Raw genomic sequence first — 16,682 nt, forward strand, 5'->3', positions numbered from 1 at the left:
GGCAAGGCTCAGGGCGGCGAAGGCGCGCGGCAATCGGTTTTGAGGCAGCATTGGTCACCGGTCGAAGAAGTCAGAGTATCGAGATTTCTCTTAGCTTGTTCGCGTGTGCCGACGGCAATCACTTTCCGATACAATGTGTAACAATTGCCTGAGGTAGAGGCGCGAGGTCTGACGGGTTGACTCGAACATATATATCAATGTATCAGTTAATGATTGGTAAGGCCAGTTTACCAGTCATGCGCGGAGAGGAGCCGTGCGGGGAGGTCCAATGTTCGCAGCGATCCAGCCGCGCCGCCTGTATCAGCAGGTCGCGGAACAGATCCGTGATTTGATCGAATGCGGTTCATTCGCCGTTGGCGAACGATTGCCCGGCGAACGCGAACTTGCCGAGGAACTTGGTGTTTCCCGCCCGACAATCCGCGAAGCTCTCATTGCGCTGGAAGTCGAAGGACTGATCCATATCCGCATGGGTTCGGGCGTTTACGTCACCAATCAACGCAAAGAAAAGCCTGTGCTCGCCCCTTCGGACGACCTTGAAGGCCCGTTCGAACTGCTGCGTGCCCGTTCGCTCATCGAATGTGCGATCGTCGAGGAAGCCGCCAAAGTGGTGACGCCGGTTCAGGTCGAAGCCATGGATGCCGTTCTGACCAGGATGGCGAAAACCTTCAATAATCCGCATGCTTCGATTGCGCTCGACCGGACGTTTCACACCACCATCGCCGGCATCATAGAAAATGCCGTGCTCGAGCGGTTCGTCGGGCAGCTCTTCGACCAGCGCATGACACCGTTTTTCGAGCGGCTTGCGAGCTACTTCGAGAGCGCGGTTTCCTGGCGTGAGGCATTTGCCGAACACCGGGCAATTCGAGATGCGATCGCTTCGGGCGATCCTGCTCGCGCCAAGGCGGCGATGCAGTTCCATCTGCAGCAATCACAATCGAGATTTTCCAGGAGCTTCGAGGAGGAACTCGAAAGCGAGAAAGGTCATCCGCCGAAAGGCTCGACACGAAACACCACGATCTGATTTCAATCTGGGAGGAGAAGGACATGAAGATCAAGCTTATGGCCATTATGGGAGCGGTGGCCGCGCTCGCACTTTCGGCTGCGGCGGCACAGGCCCAGACCGCTCTGAAATGGGCCCACGTCTATGAAACCTCGGAGCCGTTCCACACGGAATCCGTCTGGGCCGCCGAAGAAATCAACAAGCGTACCAATGGGCGCTACAAGATCGATGTCTTTCCGGCCTCACAGCTCGGCAAGGAAGCAGATATCAACCAGGGCCTGAAGCTCGGCACCGTCGATATCATCATTTCGGGATCGAGCTTCGCAGCGCGTGATTTCAAGCCGATCGGCGTGACCTATTTCCCCTATATTTTCCGCGGTCCCGAGCATTTGATCGCCTATACGAAAAGTGACGTCTTCAAGCGTCTCGCCGCTGGCTATGAGGAAAAGACCGGCAACCACATCGCTGCCGTCAGCTATTACGGCACCCGCCAGACCACGTCCAACAAGCCCATCAGCAAGTGTTCTGACATGCAGGGCCTAAAGATCCGCGTGCCGGATGTTCCCGCCTATCTCGCCATGCCGCGCGCTTGCGGCGCCAATACGACGCCGATCGCCTTCGCTGAAGTCTATCTCGCCCTGCAGAACGGCACGGTCGAGGCCCAGGAAAATCCGCTGACAACGATCGAAGCCAAGAAGTTCTACGAGGTGCAGAAGAACATCGTTCTGACCGGCCATATTGTCGATCATCTCAATACGGTCGTCTCCAAGCAGCTCTGGTCGAGCCTCTCCGACGAGGACAAGAAGATCTTCGGCGACGTCATGCAGGAAGCGGCCGAGCGTACGACCAAGAATATCGAGGAGAAGGAAAAGGCGCTCGTGGCGACATTCAAGGAAAAGGGCATCAACGTGACCGAGGTCGACAAGGCCGACTTCGAAAAGACGGTGATGGAGAAGGTGAAGTTTGAGGACTTCGGCTACGAGAAGTCCGACTGGGAAGCCATTCGCGCCATCAAGGAATAATCCGCGGGGGGCCGGGCGGTAGGTCCGCCCGGCATTCCATCACCTGGATGCGAAGACCGGAGAATGCCAATGGCAAAGGAAGTCCACACACAGGTTACGGCCGAGGAGATCGCCCATTCCTTCGAGGATGCGGCGCCGGTGGCCGACGTTTCGGATTATGCGATCGAAGACTGGCTGACGCTCGCCGTATTCTGGCTCATGACAGGCTGCGTGTTTCTGCAGTTCTTCACCCGCTACGTCCTTAACAACAGCTACGCCTGGACCGAGGAGATAGCTACCAACTGTCTCATCGCGGTCGTCTTCCTCGGCTCTGTGATGTGCGTGCGCCTGTCCCGCCACATCCAGGTCGACGTGCTCTATCACTATCTTCCGGCTTCCGTTGCCCGGGCCCTGTCGACTTTCGTCGACATCGTCCGCATCGGCTTTTTCGCCTACGCCGTGTGGCTGATGTGGCGTTACACGCAGATCGTTGCCGAGGAGCGTATGGTCACCGTCGACCTGCCGCGCAATATGGTCTTTTACGCCGTATTCGTCGCATTCGTATTGATGCTCTTCCGCTCGGTTCAGGTTTTCATCGCCAATATGCGCCGGGGCTATTCGGTGCTCGAGCGGCCCGAAGAATTTCACAAGGTAGAGGATTGATCGATGTTGTTGCTCGTCGGAACATTTCTTTTCCTCATGCTCGTCGGCGTGCCGGTGGCGATCTCCATGGCGGTCGCGTCGGTGCTTTATCTCGTCTTCTTTGGCGTTGCGCCGGACATCATCGTCGCGCAGCGCATGATTGCCGGCGTCGAGAGCTTTCCCTTGCTCGCCGTGCCGTTTTTTATCCTCGCAGGCAATCTGATGAACTCGGCAGGCGTCACCGGACGCATCTACTCCTTTGCGGTCGCGCTTGTCGGCTGGATGAAGGGAGGCCTGGCGCAGGTCAACATCATCGGCTCGGTCATTTTCTCAGGCATGTCGGGGACGGCTCTTGCCGACGCTGCTGGCATTGGCACCATCGAGATCAAGGCGATGAAAGATCACGGTTATCCGATTGAAGCGGCCGTCGGCGTGACCGCCGCCTCTGCGACCCTTGGCCCGATCTTTCCGCCCTCGCTGCCCTTCGTCATCTACGGCATGATGGCCAATGTGTCGATCGGCGCGCTGTTCATGGCCGGTATCCTGCCCGGCGTTGTAATGACAGTCCTGATGATGCTCACGGTCGCCATCTTCGCCTATGTCAAGCGCTGGGGCTCCGACGCGCCGTTCGAAATCAAGCAGCTTCTCGAAGCCTCGCTTGAGATCGTCGTCGTCTTCAGCGTACCGCTTGTCATCTATCTCCTGACCCTGACTGGGCTATCGGTCAACGCCTCCGTCGGCATCGCTCTCGTGCTGCTTCTTGCCGCCGACTGGTATTTCGACTTCTCGGCGGTCATGGCCCTGATGACCCCGGTTATCCTGATCGGCGGCATGACCATGGGCTGGTTCACGCCCACGGAGGCGGCTGTTGCCGCGGTGCTCTGGTCGCTGTTCCTCGGGCTCGTCCGCTACCGCACCATGACCCTGTCGAGCCTTGCCAAGGCAAGCTTCGACACCATCGAGACAACGGCATCGGTGCTGTTCATCGTCACGGCGGCGTCGGTATTCGCGTGGCTGTTGACCGTGAGCCAGGCAGCGCAGCTCCTGTCAACGGCGATCCTCTCCATCACGGAAAACAAATGGGTGTTCCTCATCCTCGTCAACCTGTTGATGCTCTTCGTCGGCTGTTTCCTCGATACGATCGCAGCGATCACGATCCTTGTGCCGATCCTTTTGCCGCTCGTTCTCAAATTCGGCATCGACCCCGTGCATTTCGGCCTGATCATGACGCTCAACCTGATGATCGGACTTCTGCATCCGCCGCTCGGCATGGTATTGTTTGTCCTGTCGCGGGTCGCAAAACTTTCCGTGGAACGCACCACCATGGCGATTCTGCCCTGGCTCGTTCCGCTCTTTATCGCCTTGATCGCCATAACCTTCATCCCGGCGATTACGCTTTGGCTGCCAACACAATTGGGTCTGATCCGATGAGTATGAAAGGCATAGCTGCAACACTCTTCGGCGCGGAGGATCTGCGCGTCGTTGACATCGATCTTGGCGAGCTCGCACCGAACATGGTCCGGGTCAAGTTCGGCGCCGGCGGTATCTGCGGTTCGGACATGCACTATTACCGCCACGCGCGGACCGGCGATTTCATCGTTACTTCACCGCTCGTCCTTGGCCATGAGATCGCTGGCGAAGTGATCGCCGTTGGCAGCGGCGTCACTTCGGTGGCTGTCGGCGATCACGTTGCGGTCAACCCGTCGCGCTGGTGCGAAAAATGCGTCTACTGCCATGAGGGGCGCCCCAACCTGTGTGAGAATATCTACTTCATGGGCTCGGCTTCGAAGACCCCGCACATGCAGGGTGGATTTGCCAGCGTCTTCGATGCGACGGCCGCACAATGCGTCAAGGTGCCTGCCGATTTGCCGTTTGAGGCCGCCGCCCTGGCTGAGCCGCTTGCCGTGTGCCTGCACGCGGTGCGGCGCGCCGGCCACGTCAAGGGTTTCTCGACCATCGTCTTCGGGGCGGGGCCGATCGGACTTCTGACAATGCTCGCGTTGAAACATGCCGAGGCGGGGTCGGTGACGATGGTCGATGTGGCGGCAGCGCCGCTTAAATTTGCCGAAGAACTCGGCGCCGACCAGATCGTCGACCTGTCGAAGGGCGAAGAGCAACTGGCGGCGCTGGCCAAGGCGACCCCGTTCGATATCGCCTTCGAAATTTCCGGGACCGCCGCGGGGCTTGCATCGGCGATCCGCACCGTGCGGCGCGGCGGAACCGTGGTCCAGGTCGGCAATCTTGCGGGCGGCACCATCCCGGTGCCTGCCAACGCGGTCATGGCCAAGGAACTTGATCTCGTCGGCACCTTCCGCTTCGGCGAAGAGTTCTTCGAGGCGGTCGAACTCATTGTCGAGGGCAAGATCGACGTGCTGCGGCTGGTGACGGCTCAATATCCGCTCAGCGGTGCTCCGGAGGCGTTTCTGACCGCGCTCGACCGCTCGCGCAGCGTCAAGGTCGTTTTGACCGCGTAGGCGGCAGCGGCGATTTGTGCCCATTACGGCGCTTGGCGAAGCCGATGAAATCGGTTACCAAGCGCCGGTAACGCCGATTTATTAACGATCCCGCGATAGAATTCTGCTTCTGTCGCGAGTGGAACGATCCGGAAGACAAACGTGGGGCGAGTTCTTAGGGCTTTGTATTCGTTTTCGAAATCCGTGGCTTTGATGGGTGTGATCCTCGGTGTCGCAAGCGGTTGCACCACTGCAGCGACGCTTGATCCGACGCCGTCCGCAGTAGCGGTCCTGCCGCTGAATTCCGAGAAATATGCTTCTGTCGTCGTCGATGGCAGTACCGGGGTCGTGCTTTATTCGGCCAACGCCGATCTGCCGCGCATTCCGGCATCATTGACCAAGATGATGACGCTCTACCTCACATTCGAAGCCCTGCAGTCGGGTCGCATCACGAAGTCGACGCTTATTCCGATGTCGGCTCATGCCGCCTCGCAGGCGCCCAGCAAGCTCGGCGTCCGCCCGGGTCAGGCCATCGATGTCGATACGGCGATCAAGGCGATCGTGGTAAAATCGGCCAACGACGTCGCGGTCGCGCTTGCCGAATATCTCGGTGGCAGCGAAGAGCAGTTTGCGGCGCTGATGACCGAGAAGGCGCGCCGCCTCGGTATGAAGGGCACCAACTTCCACAACGCATCCGGCCTGCCTGATCCGCAGCAGATCACCACTGCGCGCGACATGGCCCTGCTCGGCCTTGCCTTGCGACGGCACTATCCGGGCCAGTACTATTACTTTGCCGTGCATGAGTTCGCCTTCAACGGCAAACTGATCCGCGGGCACAACCGCGTCCTCGATCAGGTCAACGGCGCCGACGGCATCAAGACCGGTTATGTGCGGGCCTCCGGCTTCAACATCGTCACCTCGGTCAGCGACAATGGGCGCCAGCTCGTTGCCGTCGTGATGGGCGGTGATACCGCGAGAAGCCGCGACGCGCAGGTCGTGAACCTCGTGAACCAGTACCTTCCCCAAGTGGCATCGCGATAATCGAGAGGTCAGCCGCCGCAGACGCGGCAGGATGGTCGCTAAACGCGAATGGCGGTCCCTTAGGGGCCGCCATTGGCTTATCCAGAGCATGAAGGGACGCAAAATGCGCGCCCGATCAATCCCATTTCGGCGCGAGATGGCCGGGATTGACGATTCGCCCGTTCGGACGGGCCAGGGCATGCAGCGCTTGCATCTCCTCGTTTGAAAGCTCGAAGTCGAAGATGTCGAAATTGGCCTTTGCCCGTTCCGCGCTCACCGTTTTCGACAGCGCGACCACGCCTTGCTGCTGCACCAGCCAACGCAGCACCACCTGTGCCGCGCTCTTGTCGTGGGCAGCCGCGATCGCCTTGATTGCCGGGTCATCGATGACCTTGCCGTCCGCCATGGCATAATAGGCGGTGATGCTCATGCCGGCTTTGCGCGCCGCGTCGAGCACGGGGCTCTGGTCGAGATAGGGATGGTATTCGACCTGGTTGGTGACGATCGGCGCCTTGCTGAGCTTGACCGCTTCAGCCATGAGCGCCGTGTTGAAATTGCTGACGCCGATGTGGCGAACCTTGCCCGCATCGCGCACTTCGTTGAGCGCGCCGATGCGCTCGGCAAGCGGCACATCGCTTTGCGGCCAGTGCAGGAGAAGAAGATCGACATAGTCGGTCTTCAGCTTTTTGAGGCTCTCGTCCACCGACCTGACGAAGGCGTCGTGACGATACTTGTCCACCCACACCTTCGTGGTCAGGAAGACATCGCCGCGAGCGACGTCCGAATTGGCAATGGCTTCGCCAACTTCGGCCTCGTTGCCGTATATCTGTGCGGTATCGACGTGGCGGTAGCCAAGCTTCAATGCGGCCGGCACCATGCGCAGCACATCGCTGCCCGGCATGCGGAAGGTGCCGAAGCCGATTGCGGGGATTTCTGCGCCATTGGCATTAACGTTGAACATGGTTCTTCCTTTGACTTAACAGGTGGCCAGTACTGCGGCCGAAGCACGCCGGTCGAGCATCTGGCTCCAGAGCGTCAGGCCGAGGGCTCCGACGACGAGAATTGCACCGACCCATGGCGTTGCGCCAAGGCCGAGCGGGGAAGCGACGATGGTGCCGCCAAGGAATGCGCCGCCGGCTATGCCGAGGTTGAAGGCGGCAATGTTGAGCGCCGAGGCGACATCGACTGTATCGGGCGTGTGTACCTTTGCAAGCTGTACTACGTAGAGTTGCAACCCCGGAACATTGGAGAAGGAGAGCGCGCCAAGGGCGGCGAGCGTCACCAGCGACCAGATCGGCGATACGGCCGTGATGGTGAAAAGGGCAAGCACGGCAGCCTGCAGGCCGAACATGACCACCAGCGCGCCGACCGGATTGCCGTCGGCAATACGTCCGCCCACCATGTTGCCGACCGCGATCGCGAGGCCATAGAGCACGAGAATGAGGCTGACGGTAGATTCGCCGAAGCCCGTGATCTGCTGCAGCACCGGAGCGAGAAATGTAAACATGACGAAGGTGCCGCCATAGCCGAGTGCGGTCATGCCGAAAGCGAGCAGCAGACGGCCGTTCGCAAGGACACGCACCTGGTCGATCAGGCGGGCAGGCGCCGCCTTGGCGATCTGCGAAGGCAGGAGGATGGCGATCGCCGCGAAAGCGATGACGCCGAGGCCAGATACGGCCCAGAATGTGGCGCGCCAGCCAAGCTGCTGGCCGATGAAGGTACCGAGCGGGACGCCGGTGACGATCGCGACGGTAAGGCCGAGAAACATCATGGCGATGGCGGAAGCGCGACGGTTGGGGGCAACGAGATCGGCGGCAATGGTCGCTCCTACGGAGAAGAAAACCCCGTGTGCGAAAGCGCTGAGCACGCGCGCGACGAGAAGCAGCTCATAGCTTGGCGCAAGTGCCGCGGCCGTGTTGCCGATGATAAAGAGCACCATCAGCCCGAGCAACAGCGGCTTACGCTCGATGCGACCGGTGAGAGCGGTGAGGATCGGCGCGCCAAAGGTCACGCCGAGCGCGTAGACGCTGACAATAAGCCCCGCGAGCGGCAGGGAGATGTTGAGATCGTTGGCGACCGTGGGTAGTAGGCCAACGATGACGAACTCCGTCGTCCCGATGGCATAGGCGCTGATCGTCAACGCCAGAAGAGCAAGAGGCATTGTGCTGTCCTTTTCAAAACGGCGATCTTGGGAACCGGCCGCGAAATTGAGTATGTCGAACCTTGAGTTCGTTGCAGTGAATATGGCTTGCGGCGATTACCTTGATAATCGGGGTGCAACGCGCAATACTTGTGACGTGAGTTCACAAATGGCGCGATTCTAGATGGATAACCGGGCTGGAGAAATGGACGTCTTCGTTCAAGCCGTGGAGCTCAACAGCTTCTCTGCGGCGGGACGACGCCTTGGTCTGTCACCGTCTGCCGTCAGCAAGATGATCAGCCGCATCGAGGAGAGGCTTGGCACACGGCTTCTCGTCCGCTCAACCCGCACCTTGCAACTGACGCCTGAAGGCGAGGTCTATCATCAGCGTGCAATGCGCATCGTCGCCGAGATCGAGGAGGCGGAGCGGGCGGTCGCCCATGGTGCATCCGCCAAGCCGCGCGGACTGCTGCGCGTCAATTCCTCTGTGCCTGTTGGCGTCACCTGCGTTTTGCCGCTCGTGCCGAAGTTTCTCGAGCAATATCCCGATGTCAGGCTGGATGTGTCGCTGAGCGACGGCGTTGTCGACCTTATCGAGGAGCGGGCAGACATAGCGATCCGCGTCGGCCCCATGCGCAATTCGGCATTGAAGGCGCGCAAACTCTTCGAAAGCCGCGTCGTGGTCATCGCCTCGCCGGACTATCTCGACAGGCATGGCATACCGGAGCGTCCAAGTGACCTGCAGCACCACAATTGCCTGAATTTCAACTTTCGCCGCACCTTGAACGAGTGGCCTTTCCATAACCCGCAGTCAAAGGAAACGGAACTCGGCCGTTTCTGGCAATTTCATCTCCAATAACGGTGAAACGGCCCAGCAGATGTGTGTCGCCGGACTTGGAATTGCGCGGCTCGGCCTGTTTCATGTGATCGATGACCTTCGTGCAGGCCGTCTGAAGGTGCTTCTCGAGGCATATAATGCCGGCGACCTTGAACTCATCCATGCGGTCTTCGTCGGTCATGAATATCTGGCGGCAAGAGTCCGCAGTTTCGTCGATTTTCTGGTAGAGAATATTGGACCGTGCGATGAACTCTCAGTTCCTGAAGCAGCGAAAGCTGGCTGATCGAGATCATGCCCATGACTGATTCCGAAGACTTGAAACGCATAAGGCGAGCCTATGCCGGCAAGGTGCTGGCAAGCGTTGGCGTGGACGACCCGCGCATCGAGCGGGCCTTTGCCGAGGTGCCGCGGGAGGACTTTCTCGGTCCGGGTCCATGGCCGATCATCAGGTACGGACTGGGCTTTGGTCTCAGCGCCGATGACGATCCGGTTCACCTTTATACGGATGATCTTGTTGGCATCGCGCCGGAGCGGCACATCAACAATGGCGAACCGTCATTGCATGCCCACCTCCTCTGTCACGCAAACATTGCCGAAGGCGAGCGTGTCGTTCATATCGGCACCGGCACGGGCTATTATACCGCGATCATGGCGCATCTCGCGGGACTTTCAGGACGCGTTCTCGGCATTGAAATCGAAGCGGATCTTGCGGCGCGCGCGAAGGAATATCTCGCCGGTTACCGCAACGTCGAGATCGTTCGGGGGGATGGCACGAAACGATCGTTCGAGCCCGCCGATGTGATCTACGTCAATGCCGGCGCAACCAGGCTTGATGATGGCTGGCTCGATCGTCTCAAGGACGGGGGCCGGCTTCTTCTGCCGCTCACGACCGACGATGGCTTCACCCTGATCGGCCGTGGCTCGCGTCCCCGCGGCGCCGTATTCCTCATTACCCGCAAAGGCGATGCGTACGCTGCGCGGGCGGTCTCGGGCGTAGCGATTTATCCCTGCGCAGGGATGCGGGATCCAGAGTCCGAAAGAGCTCTTGCCATCGCATTCGGCAATGGCGAGCTCAAGCGCGTGACGCGCCTCTACCGTTCAAACGATGTACCCCCCGAGCGTTGCTGGCTTGAGGGAAAGGGCTGGTGTCTCGCCTACGATTGAGACAGTGAAACGGCATCCTTGTTGCGGACAGACGTTCGGTTCTTGAGATTGAGAAGATTACCGCAGAGAATGAGGACTGCGCCAAGTGCGGTGAACATATCCACGCGCTCGGCATAGATCAGCCAGCCGAGAACAGCCATCAGGGGCACCCGCAGGAAGTCCATCGGGATCACCACCGTTGCGTCGGCATATTGCAGCGCCTTCGCCATGCAGAAGTGCGAAAACGTGCCGGTAAAGGCGATGATGACCACCCACGGGAGGACGTGCAAGGATGGCCACTGCCACACGTGCAGGGCGGGCAGGAGGCCGATCGCCGATTGGATGATCAGCATCCAGAAAATAATCTTCACGACGCTGTCAGTTCGCGTCAATGATTTCACCATCGTAAAGGAAATGCCGAAGGTGAAAGCCGCGCCAAGCACGATCAATTGTCCGGTTTCGACCGAACCGATACCCGGGCGGACGATGATGACCACGCCGATAATGCCGAGGATGATTGTGAGGATGCGCCAGATATTGAGGCGCTCGCCGAGGAAGGCCACGGCCATCAGCGCGGTCCAGGCCGGCGTCGTGAACTCGATAGCGATGACCTGCGCCAGCGGAATCATCGACAGGGCCTGGAGCCAGGCGAATTGTCCGGCATAATGCGCGGCGTTGCGGCCGAGATGCTGCCAGATGCGGCTCGTCTTCATGGCCCGGATGCCGCCCGAAGAACGGACGAGCGGATAAAGCATGGCAAGACCGATCAGCGAGCGCATCTCCATGATCTGGAAGACATTGAGCTCGCGAGAGGCCTCGCGGCCGGATATGGCCATCATGAGGATCGCCGTGAGCGATCCCATCATCCAGAGGGCAGCCTTCAGTGTGGATTGCGGCATGATGAATTATTGCTTGGCGTAAATTCCGGCGAAATCCGCAAAACCTTTGACTTCGATCGGATTGCCCGAAGGATCGCGGAAGAACATGGTCCATTGCTCACCCGACTCGCCCTTGAAGCGCACGGTCGGCGGCATGACGAACTCTACATCCGCCTTGGCGAGGCGCGCGGCCAGATCGTTCCAGGCGTCAAGCGGCAGGATGACGCCGAGATGCGGCATCGGCACCATGTGGTCGCCTACCTTGCCCGTGTTGGTGGTTTCGAACGGCTTGCCGAGGTGCAGCGAAATCTGATGGCCGAAAAAATCGAAATCGACCCACGTGTCCGTGCTTCGTCCTTCCTCGCAACCGAGGATTGATCCGTAAAAACGCCTCGCCTCGTCGAGATCGGTGACGTGGTAGGCAAGGTGAAACAACGAGCGCATGGGAAATCCTGATCAATAGCGGGGTGCGGCGGACGCTAACAGCAAAAAAGCAGCCAAACAAACCTATTCCGCTGCCAAGTCATGGATTTCATGGAACCAATATAGAAAGCAAGGAGTTATCTGAGGCTACACTCATATGGTTCCCCAAAAACAGGAAGTTTATAATGTCGATTTTGATCAGTCTCTTGATCACCGTTCTGGTGATCTTCCTCGTTCTTTACCTCATCCAGATGCTGCCGCTTGACGGGCGCGCGAAGCAGATCGCCCAGGTCATCGTCATTGTGATCGGCATCATTTCGCTGCTGAAGTATCTCGCGGTCTTCTAAGCCTCTTCAGCAACAGGCTCCAACTGGCCGAGAAGCCAGTCCCGGAAGGCGCGGATTTTGGGCACGTTGCGCCGCGCCTCCGGATAAACAAGCCAGTAATAGTGGTCGGCAGTGCCGACAATATTGAACGGCTGGATAAGCAGGCCTTGTGCAAGCTCGGTCTCGTAGAAGGCCGGGGTAAGAATGCCGACCCCTTGGCCGGCAATGACCGCTTTGCCTTCAAGGTGCTGATCGCCGAAACGGCTGCGGGGATCGCCGCGCAGATCGGGATTGGCAATTCCCGCCGCATTGAACCACAGGCGCCACCACGGATCCCCGGGATCGACGATCGTCAGCCTCAGAAGATCCTCCGGTGATTTCACCCCACCAATCGACGCGGCAAGCTTGGGACTGAGCATCGGCGTGAAATCGGCATCGAAAATACGGTGCGCGACGAGGCCCGGCCATTTGCCGCTGCCGGAACGTATGCCGATATCGGCGTCTTGCCTTGAAAAATCAATGATTTCCCGGTTCGCCTGAAGGCGCACCGCCAGGTTTGGTTGCGCGAGTTGGAATGATCCAAGCCGTGGCACGAGCCAGTTCGCAGCGAATGTCGGGATCGTGCTGATGGTCAATACGCCGTCGGCATTCTCGCGCGTCGCAGCTATGGCCGCCCGCATCATGTCGAACGCGTCGCTGATGACCGGCGACAAGCGGGCGCCGACCTCCGTCAGGGTGACTTGGCGCGGGCGGCGCAGGAACAATTGCGCGCCGATGCGCTCCTCGAGAAGCTTGATCTGATAGCTGACCGCAGCCTGGGTCATGCCGAGTTCTTCCGCGGCCTTGGTGAAACTGCCGTGGCGGGCGGCGGCCTCAAACACCCGGATGGAAGCAAGCGGAGGTAGGTTCATTCACGTCTCACATAAGCTCTGCTTATGCATGCTACTTGGCGTTTTGTTGGAAAACAAGGCGGAACGGGCGCATGTTCGCATCACCCAAGACTAAAATCGCCATTGGAGTTGAGACAATGACCACGATGACAACCCACGCCGCTCGTACCGTCGGCCACTTGACGCTTCGCGGCCTTCTGACCAAGCCCGGGCGCCAAAACCCGGTCGAACGCCGCCCCGTCAGAATCGACGCCGAAGAGTTTTCCGATCACATGCTGCGCGATATCGGCGTGATTGACGGACGTCCGGCCCGCGGCGAGCGCGCGGGGGAGGATGATCTTGGCGCGTTGCTGCGAGAAGGTCCGAAGCGGTTTCTTTAGAGTCTAGGAGTCGAAATCGGTTTCGAGCTGCTTTTCCAGTGCAACAAGGTCATCGGGCAAGGGCATGCCCATGGCCCGGAGTTCGTTGAGCTTTTCACGCAGGTTCTCGTGAATTTCATGGGCATCGGTGGGCCGCTGGACCATCGCTTCGAGCAAGAGGGCAATTTGTGCCTTGATGTCTTCGAATGCCATGTTGTGTCCTTTCACGCCGTACACTGAAGGTTATGATAACAGATTATTCCTGGCCGGAGTATTGGCTGTCGGAGACCTTTTCCATCCACTCCGCAGCCTTGCCTTCAAGCCTCTCCTGCATGGCAAGGTGCACCATATAGGTATCGGGCGCGGCGCCATGCCAATGCTTTTCGCCCGGCGGAATCCACACCGTATCGCCGGCCCGGATTTCGCGGATCGGTTCGCCCCACACCTGCACGAGCCCTTTTCCCGAAACCACGTGCAGCGTTTGTCCTAGCGGATGGGTGTGCCAGGCGGTCCTGGCTCCGGGCTCGAAGCGCACCAGAACGGCTTGAAGCCGCGCCGGGGCTGGCGTTTCGATGATCGGGTCCTGCCAGACCGTTCCGGTGAAATATTCCTCGGGGGCACGACGCGAAGCGACCGAGCCAATTGCTTTGATTTCCATCACATACCTCGCGCAGTTTCCGGTGCTGCCGGATAGTCCAAAACCTCAGGCGTTTGCATTGCCACAGCCGACGTGACCACCGAATCGAGAAATCCCGGAAACCGATGCTCCAGGTCGTCGCGGCGCAATGTCAGGAGGCGGCGTGTGCCGTCCGGGCGCACATGAATAATGCCGGCCTCGCGCAGCTTTGCCACATGATAACTGATGGCCGTCTTGGAACCCAGTTGCAGAAACTGCCCGCAAGTCATCGCCTTTTCGCCGTTGCGGGCAAGAATGGCGATGATGGCAAGACGGGTTTCGTCGCCAAGAGCAGTCAGGACGGCCGGCAGGGCGATGTCTTCGGCCGTGGGGTGATCGAGATATTCTGTCATACGAATTTAATAGCAATTGGCAGGAGAGTTTTCAATGTTCAATATTTGTTGAACTTTAGGCTTGACTCCTGCAAGGCCCAGGCGTTAGTTCAACGTTCATTGAACATTTAGGTGACTCCATGGACATTCGTCTTTTCGGATTAGCGCTTGGTGCATTCGCCATCGGTATCGAGGCATTCGTCGCGGCTAGTCTTCTGCCGCAGATCGCCGGCGATACGGGCGTCACTTTGGTCCAGGCCGGCTATCTTGTCGTGGCTTATGCGTTTGCCTATGCGATCGGAGCGCCGGCTATTGCCGCGCTCACCGGCTCGCTCGACCGCCGCACGATTCTGGCTGGCAGCGCGACGGTTTTCGTGATTGGCGCGCTGTGCGCCGCCGTTGCGCCGACATATCTGCTTCTCCTGCTTGCACGCCTTCTGATTGCGGTGACCGCAGGTCTATACGCGGCCACGGCACAGGCAACGGCAGTCGCCATTTCGGAAGCCCATCATCGTGCCCGCGCGGTTGCTGCCGTCGTCGGTGGCACCACCCTTGCTGTCGCGTTCGGCGCGCCGCTTGGCGCTGCTATCAGCGCTTTCGCGGGATGGCGCGGCACCTATGCCTTCATCGCGCTGATCGGCCTGATTGCGGCGGTCGTCGTCTGGTCGCTATTGCCCCGCGGACTTTATGCAGACCGACTCACGCTGTCTCAGCGCCTTTCAGTGATCCGCCACCCCGGCCTCATGCCGGCGCTGCTGACCACGCTCCTTTACATGACCGGCGCTTTTGCGGTTTACACCTATATTGCAGCGATTGCCGTTGACGGCGTCGGCCTTGGCAAGTCGATGCTGCCCGTGGTCCTCTTGTCGTTCGGTATCGGCGCGGCCATCGGTAATTTTTTGGGAGGCCAGTTGGCTGACCGGCTCGGTGCGACCCGCACTGTCGTCGCTGCCTCGGTCCTCAATGCCGCGGTGCTGGCGACTGTAAGCTGGATCATGCAATTGCCGCACGAAATCGCCGGTCCCGTTCTCATCGCGCACATGTTCGTCTGGGGCGTGATCGCCTGGATGTTCCCGCCGGCGCAGGCGAGCCGGATCCTGACCATCGCGCCGGAAAGCGCGCCATTGGCGCTCTCGCTCAACTTCTCCGCGCTCTACCTCGGCGTCGCATTCGGATCGATGATAGGCGGCCAGATCCTTTCCCATGTCGGGCTGGTCCATCTTTGCTGGCTGGGCGCGCTCTTCCCGGTGCTGGGGCTTGCAGTGCTCCGGTTTGCGGGCGCGACGTCCCGCAAGGAGAAACTGTCGATGGCTCGATTTGGCTAGCGCAGCCCTCGTTCTCTAGTGAACGACCGTCGTATCGAAGGGCTTCAGACCGTGATGCTCCATGCTGTCGCGATAGATCGCCGTCGCCTGGGTGCGGTTGTGCGCGCGCAATTTGCGGATGAGGTTGTGAACATGCACCTTGACCGTATGCACCGAAAGGGCAAGGCGGTCGGCAATGATCTTGTTCTGCAAGCCCTCGGAGAGAAGCTGCAAAATCTCATGTTCGCGCAGGGTCAGGGTCTTTACCGGCCAGGCATTCATTGAAGTATGCTTCGGCTGGGCGCTGAACGGCGTCTGAGCCTTGACCTGTGTGCCGTTTGCAGCCTTTGCCATCGAGCGAACAATCGTTGACGGATAATATTCGCCGCCGTTGAGCATCAGCCAGACGACCGCCAGCCACGCATCAAGCTTCAGGCTGAAAGGCAGGAGGCCCTGCACCAGATTATTGTCGAAGAGCGTATTGAATTCTGGAATGGACGCACTCGTGTCATCGATCATCAATGTCACGTAAGCATCGGGAAAGCGCATTTTGCAGCGCGCGATACAGTCGATGAGGTCGGAGACAAAATCGGCGTGGATCATGACCAGACCGATTGCGTCGTCGTTTTCGCCGGAGTCGACAAGCTTGTTTGAAAGGTCGACCTTGAGATCGGGAAACGTTCGTTCGAGTGATTGCACAAGTCCCTGGAAAACGACTCCAGCCTCGGCATAGATGAGGATGCCGCTCTTGAAATTCGCTCCACCCTCGTTCGGGGAGCCGCTTTGGATTTGGTCAGTCCTCATACGCGCCACCGTCACACTCATGATCCTACCCTACGCCATTTGATGAGAAAAAAGCCGCCAGATTTTGTTATGATTCTATTGGAATCGCCCCAGTCCCAAGGCCGATTCGTTGCGGCTAACCCCTTGTATTTCATGTTAATCGGCAAGGGTAATGGACCAAACGTGACGCGGGCGTGACGCGAAGGTGCGATGTACGCGCGCGCGAGGCCGGACACATAGAATCCGATCATTTCGGGGTTGACGCGTTCGGCTAACAGGTCACGGGAAGCGCTTGTTTTCCCACGGGCGACGTTGTTTCACTCCACCAAAGGGACACACAAGTTCGAGCCGGGTTCATCCATCAGGTGGAACCTCTTCTCACTTCTCCTAAATGGCGCGGAATCACTCCCGCCGGTACTGTTTTCCAAAATCCACTCGGTTTGGCCGTGACAGGTGAACACACCTTGCATGGCG

19 protein-coding genes and 1 pseudogene are annotated in these 16,682 nt (G+C 59.2%); 11 read left to right on the plus strand and 9 right to left on the minus strand.

Annotation, left to right across the window (positions count from 1 at the left end; all coding sequences use genetic code 11):
• Positions 1 to 268 precede the first annotated feature (268 nt).
• The 6 genes from AC1DNI_RS02870 to AC1DNI_RS02895 all read left to right on the plus strand — a co-directional run bounded on the left by AC1DNI_RS02870 (position 269) and on the right by AC1DNI_RS02895 (position 6,137).
• Positions 269 to 1,021: a FadR/GntR family transcriptional regulator gene (locus AC1DNI_RS02870; protein WP_027230571.1), complete on the plus strand. Its 753-nt coding sequence runs from the start codon at positions 269 to 271 to the stop codon at positions 1,019 to 1,021.
• A gap of 23 nt (positions 1,022 to 1,044) precedes the next feature.
• Complete coding sequence (locus AC1DNI_RS02875) at positions 1,045 to 2,022, plus strand: sialic acid TRAP transporter substrate-binding protein SiaP (protein ID WP_113280231.1); 978 nt, start codon at positions 1,045 to 1,047, stop codon at positions 2,020 to 2,022.
• 69 nt (positions 2,023 to 2,091) lie between these two features.
• Positions 2,092 to 2,664: a TRAP transporter small permease gene (locus AC1DNI_RS02880; protein ID WP_091920240.1), complete on the plus strand. Its 573-nt coding sequence runs from the start codon at positions 2,092 to 2,094 to the stop codon at positions 2,662 to 2,664.
• A 3-nt stretch (positions 2,665 to 2,667) separates the two neighbouring features.
• Positions 2,668 to 4,074 carry a TRAP transporter large permease gene (locus tag AC1DNI_RS02885; protein ID WP_153666600.1) on the plus strand — a complete coding sequence of 469 codons (1,407 nt, stop codon included), beginning with the start codon at positions 2,668 to 2,670 and terminating at the stop codon, positions 4,072 to 4,074.
• Positions 4,071 to 5,117, plus strand: coding sequence for an L-idonate 5-dehydrogenase (locus AC1DNI_RS02890; protein ID WP_477690751.1), 1,047 nt, complete (start codon positions 4,071 to 4,073; stop codon positions 5,115 to 5,117). The genes AC1DNI_RS02885 and AC1DNI_RS02890 overlap by 4 nt, the downstream gene beginning before the upstream one ends.
• A gap of 192 nt (positions 5,118 to 5,309) precedes the next feature.
• On the plus strand, positions 5,310 to 6,137 hold the full coding sequence (locus AC1DNI_RS02895; protein ID WP_051614826.1) for a D-alanyl-D-alanine carboxypeptidase family protein: 828 nt from the start codon (positions 5,310 to 5,312) through the stop codon (positions 6,135 to 6,137).
• Between the two features lie 115 nt (positions 6,138 to 6,252).
• Here the strand turns inward: AC1DNI_RS02895 and AC1DNI_RS02900 are convergent, their stop codons facing one another.
• Complete coding sequence (locus AC1DNI_RS02900) at positions 6,253 to 7,077, minus strand: aldo/keto reductase (RefSeq protein WP_477690752.1); 825 nt, start codon at positions 7,075 to 7,077, stop codon at positions 6,253 to 6,255.
• Positions 7,078 to 7,092: 15 nt separating this feature from the next.
• Positions 7,093 to 8,277, minus strand: a complete 1,185-nt coding sequence (locus AC1DNI_RS02905) for an MFS transporter (protein WP_477690753.1) — start codon at positions 8,275 to 8,277, stop codon at positions 7,093 to 7,095.
• A 163-nt stretch (positions 8,278 to 8,440) separates the two neighbouring features.
• Here AC1DNI_RS02905 and AC1DNI_RS02910 point away from each other — a divergent pair.
• Both AC1DNI_RS02910 and AC1DNI_RS02915 read left to right on the plus strand, forming a co-directional pair.
• Positions 8,441 to 9,377, plus strand: a pseudogene (locus AC1DNI_RS02910) (LysR family transcriptional regulator).
• A gap of 14 nt (positions 9,378 to 9,391) precedes the next feature.
• Positions 9,392 to 10,258, plus strand: coding sequence for a protein-L-isoaspartate O-methyltransferase family protein (locus tag AC1DNI_RS02915; RefSeq protein WP_477690754.1), 867 nt, complete (start codon positions 9,392 to 9,394; stop codon positions 10,256 to 10,258).
• Here the strand turns inward: AC1DNI_RS02915 and AC1DNI_RS02920 are convergent.
• Both AC1DNI_RS02920 and AC1DNI_RS02925 read right to left on the minus strand, forming a co-directional pair.
• Complete coding sequence (locus tag AC1DNI_RS02920) at positions 10,249 to 11,136, minus strand: DMT family transporter (protein WP_477690755.1); 888 nt, start codon at positions 11,134 to 11,136, stop codon at positions 10,249 to 10,251. The two genes, AC1DNI_RS02915 and AC1DNI_RS02920, sit on opposite strands and share 10 nt — an antisense overlap.
• Positions 11,137 to 11,142: 6 nt before the next feature.
• Complete coding sequence (locus tag AC1DNI_RS02925) at positions 11,143 to 11,559, minus strand: VOC family protein (RefSeq protein ID WP_113280239.1); 417 nt, start codon at positions 11,557 to 11,559, stop codon at positions 11,143 to 11,145.
• Between the two features lie 164 nt (positions 11,560 to 11,723).
• Between AC1DNI_RS02925 and AC1DNI_RS02930 the strand changes: the two genes are divergently transcribed.
• Positions 11,724 to 11,885, plus strand: a complete 162-nt coding sequence (locus AC1DNI_RS02930) for a Thivi_2564 family membrane protein (protein ID WP_091920228.1) — start codon at positions 11,724 to 11,726, stop codon at positions 11,883 to 11,885.
• On the opposite strand, the gene AC1DNI_RS02935 is transcribed toward AC1DNI_RS02930, so the two are convergent.
• Entirely contained in the window at positions 11,882 to 12,775 is an 894-nt protein-coding gene (locus AC1DNI_RS02935; protein ID WP_113280240.1) for a LysR substrate-binding domain-containing protein, read from the minus strand. The genes AC1DNI_RS02930 and AC1DNI_RS02935 overlap by 4 nt on opposite strands.
• Before the next feature lie 116 nt (positions 12,776 to 12,891).
• Between AC1DNI_RS02935 and AC1DNI_RS02940 the strand changes: the two genes are divergently transcribed.
• The gene (locus AC1DNI_RS02940) at positions 12,892 to 13,134 is read left to right on the plus strand and encodes a hypothetical protein (RefSeq protein ID WP_477690756.1); all 243 of its coding nucleotides are present in this window, start codon (positions 12,892 to 12,894) and stop codon (positions 13,132 to 13,134) included.
• Between the two features lie 3 nt (positions 13,135 to 13,137).
• On the opposite strand, the gene AC1DNI_RS02945 is transcribed toward AC1DNI_RS02940, so the two are convergent.
• From AC1DNI_RS02945 to AC1DNI_RS02955, 3 genes are read right to left on the minus strand one after another with little or no spacing between them, the layout of a single operon-like run.
• Positions 13,138 to 13,326: a hypothetical protein gene (locus tag AC1DNI_RS02945; protein WP_027230559.1), complete on the minus strand. Its 189-nt coding sequence runs from the start codon at positions 13,324 to 13,326 to the stop codon at positions 13,138 to 13,140.
• 43 nt (positions 13,327 to 13,369) lie between these two features.
• Entirely contained in the window at positions 13,370 to 13,771 is a 402-nt protein-coding gene (locus AC1DNI_RS02950; RefSeq protein ID WP_477690757.1) for a (R)-mandelonitrile lyase, read from the minus strand.
• The gene (locus tag AC1DNI_RS02955) at positions 13,771 to 14,142 is read right to left on the minus strand and encodes an ArsR/SmtB family transcription factor (protein WP_228017277.1); all 372 of its coding nucleotides are present in this window, start codon (positions 14,140 to 14,142) and stop codon (positions 13,771 to 13,773) included. The genes AC1DNI_RS02950 and AC1DNI_RS02955 overlap by 1 nt, the downstream gene beginning before the upstream one ends.
• A 119-nt stretch (positions 14,143 to 14,261) precedes the next feature.
• Here AC1DNI_RS02955 and AC1DNI_RS02960 point away from each other — a divergent pair, with 119 nt between their 5' ends.
• Positions 14,262 to 15,446 carry an MFS transporter gene (locus tag AC1DNI_RS02960; RefSeq protein WP_477690758.1) on the plus strand — a complete coding sequence of 395 codons (1,185 nt, stop codon included), beginning with the start codon at positions 14,262 to 14,264 and terminating at the stop codon, positions 15,444 to 15,446.
• 15 nt (positions 15,447 to 15,461) lie between these two features.
• Here the strand turns inward: AC1DNI_RS02960 and AC1DNI_RS02965 are convergent, their stop codons facing one another.
• Complete coding sequence (locus AC1DNI_RS02965) at positions 15,462 to 16,229, minus strand: helix-turn-helix domain-containing protein (protein WP_477690759.1); 768 nt, start codon at positions 16,227 to 16,229, stop codon at positions 15,462 to 15,464.
• Between the last annotated feature and the right edge of the window lie 453 nt (positions 16,230 to 16,682).

This window comes from Phyllobacterium sp. 01N428 (assembly GCF_056399405.1).

Bases quoted from the DNA above. Each gene is read 5' to 3' on its own strand.
- AC1DNI_RS02955 (WP_228017277.1), bottom strand. From the start codon at position 14,142: ATGACAGAATATCTCGATCACCCCACGGCCGAAGACATCGCCCTGCCG.
- AC1DNI_RS02950 (WP_477690757.1), bottom strand. From the start codon at position 13,771: ATGGAAATCAAAGCAATTGGCTCGGTCGCTTCGCGTCGTGCCCCCGAG.
- AC1DNI_RS02870 (WP_027230571.1), top strand. From the start codon at position 269: ATGTTCGCAGCGATCCAGCCGCGCCGCCTGTATCAGCAGGTCGCGGAA.
- AC1DNI_RS02900 (WP_477690752.1), bottom strand. From the start codon at position 7,077: ATGTTCAACGTTAATGCCAATGGCGCAGAAATCCCCGCAATCGGCTTC.
- AC1DNI_RS02925 (WP_113280239.1), bottom strand. From the start codon at position 11,559: ATGCGCTCGTTGTTTCACCTTGCCTACCACGTCACCGATCTCGACGAG.
- AC1DNI_RS02875 (WP_113280231.1), top strand. From the start codon at position 1,045: ATGAAGATCAAGCTTATGGCCATTATGGGAGCGGTGGCCGCGCTCGCA.
- AC1DNI_RS02930 (WP_091920228.1), top strand. From the start codon at position 11,724: ATGTCGATTTTGATCAGTCTCTTGATCACCGTTCTGGTGATCTTCCTC.
- AC1DNI_RS02880 (WP_091920240.1), top strand. From the start codon at position 2,092: ATGGCAAAGGAAGTCCACACACAGGTTACGGCCGAGGAGATCGCCCAT.
- AC1DNI_RS02960 (WP_477690758.1), top strand. From the start codon at position 14,262: ATGGACATTCGTCTTTTCGGATTAGCGCTTGGTGCATTCGCCATCGGT.
- AC1DNI_RS02945 (WP_027230559.1), bottom strand. From the start codon at position 13,326: ATGGCATTCGAAGACATCAAGGCACAAATTGCCCTCTTGCTCGAAGCG.
- AC1DNI_RS02890 (WP_477690751.1), top strand. From the start codon at position 4,071: ATGAGTATGAAAGGCATAGCTGCAACACTCTTCGGCGCGGAGGATCTG.
- AC1DNI_RS02895 (WP_051614826.1), top strand. From the start codon at position 5,310: ATGGGTGTGATCCTCGGTGTCGCAAGCGGTTGCACCACTGCAGCGACG.
- AC1DNI_RS02940 (WP_477690756.1), top strand. From the start codon at position 12,892: ATGACCACGATGACAACCCACGCCGCTCGTACCGTCGGCCACTTGACG.
- AC1DNI_RS02905 (WP_477690753.1), bottom strand. From the start codon at position 8,277: ATGCCTCTTGCTCTTCTGGCGTTGACGATCAGCGCCTATGCCATCGGG.
- AC1DNI_RS02885 (WP_153666600.1), top strand. From the start codon at position 2,668: ATGTTGTTGCTCGTCGGAACATTTCTTTTCCTCATGCTCGTCGGCGTG.
- AC1DNI_RS02965 (WP_477690759.1), bottom strand. From the start codon at position 16,229: ATGAGGACTGACCAAATCCAAAGCGGCTCCCCGAACGAGGGTGGAGCG.
- AC1DNI_RS02920 (WP_477690755.1), bottom strand. From the start codon at position 11,136: ATGCCGCAATCCACACTGAAGGCTGCCCTCTGGATGATGGGATCGCTC.
- AC1DNI_RS02915 (WP_477690754.1), top strand. From the start codon at position 9,392: ATGACTGATTCCGAAGACTTGAAACGCATAAGGCGAGCCTATGCCGGC.
- AC1DNI_RS02935 (WP_113280240.1), bottom strand. From the start codon at position 12,775: ATGAACCTACCTCCGCTTGCTTCCATCCGGGTGTTTGAGGCCGCCGCC.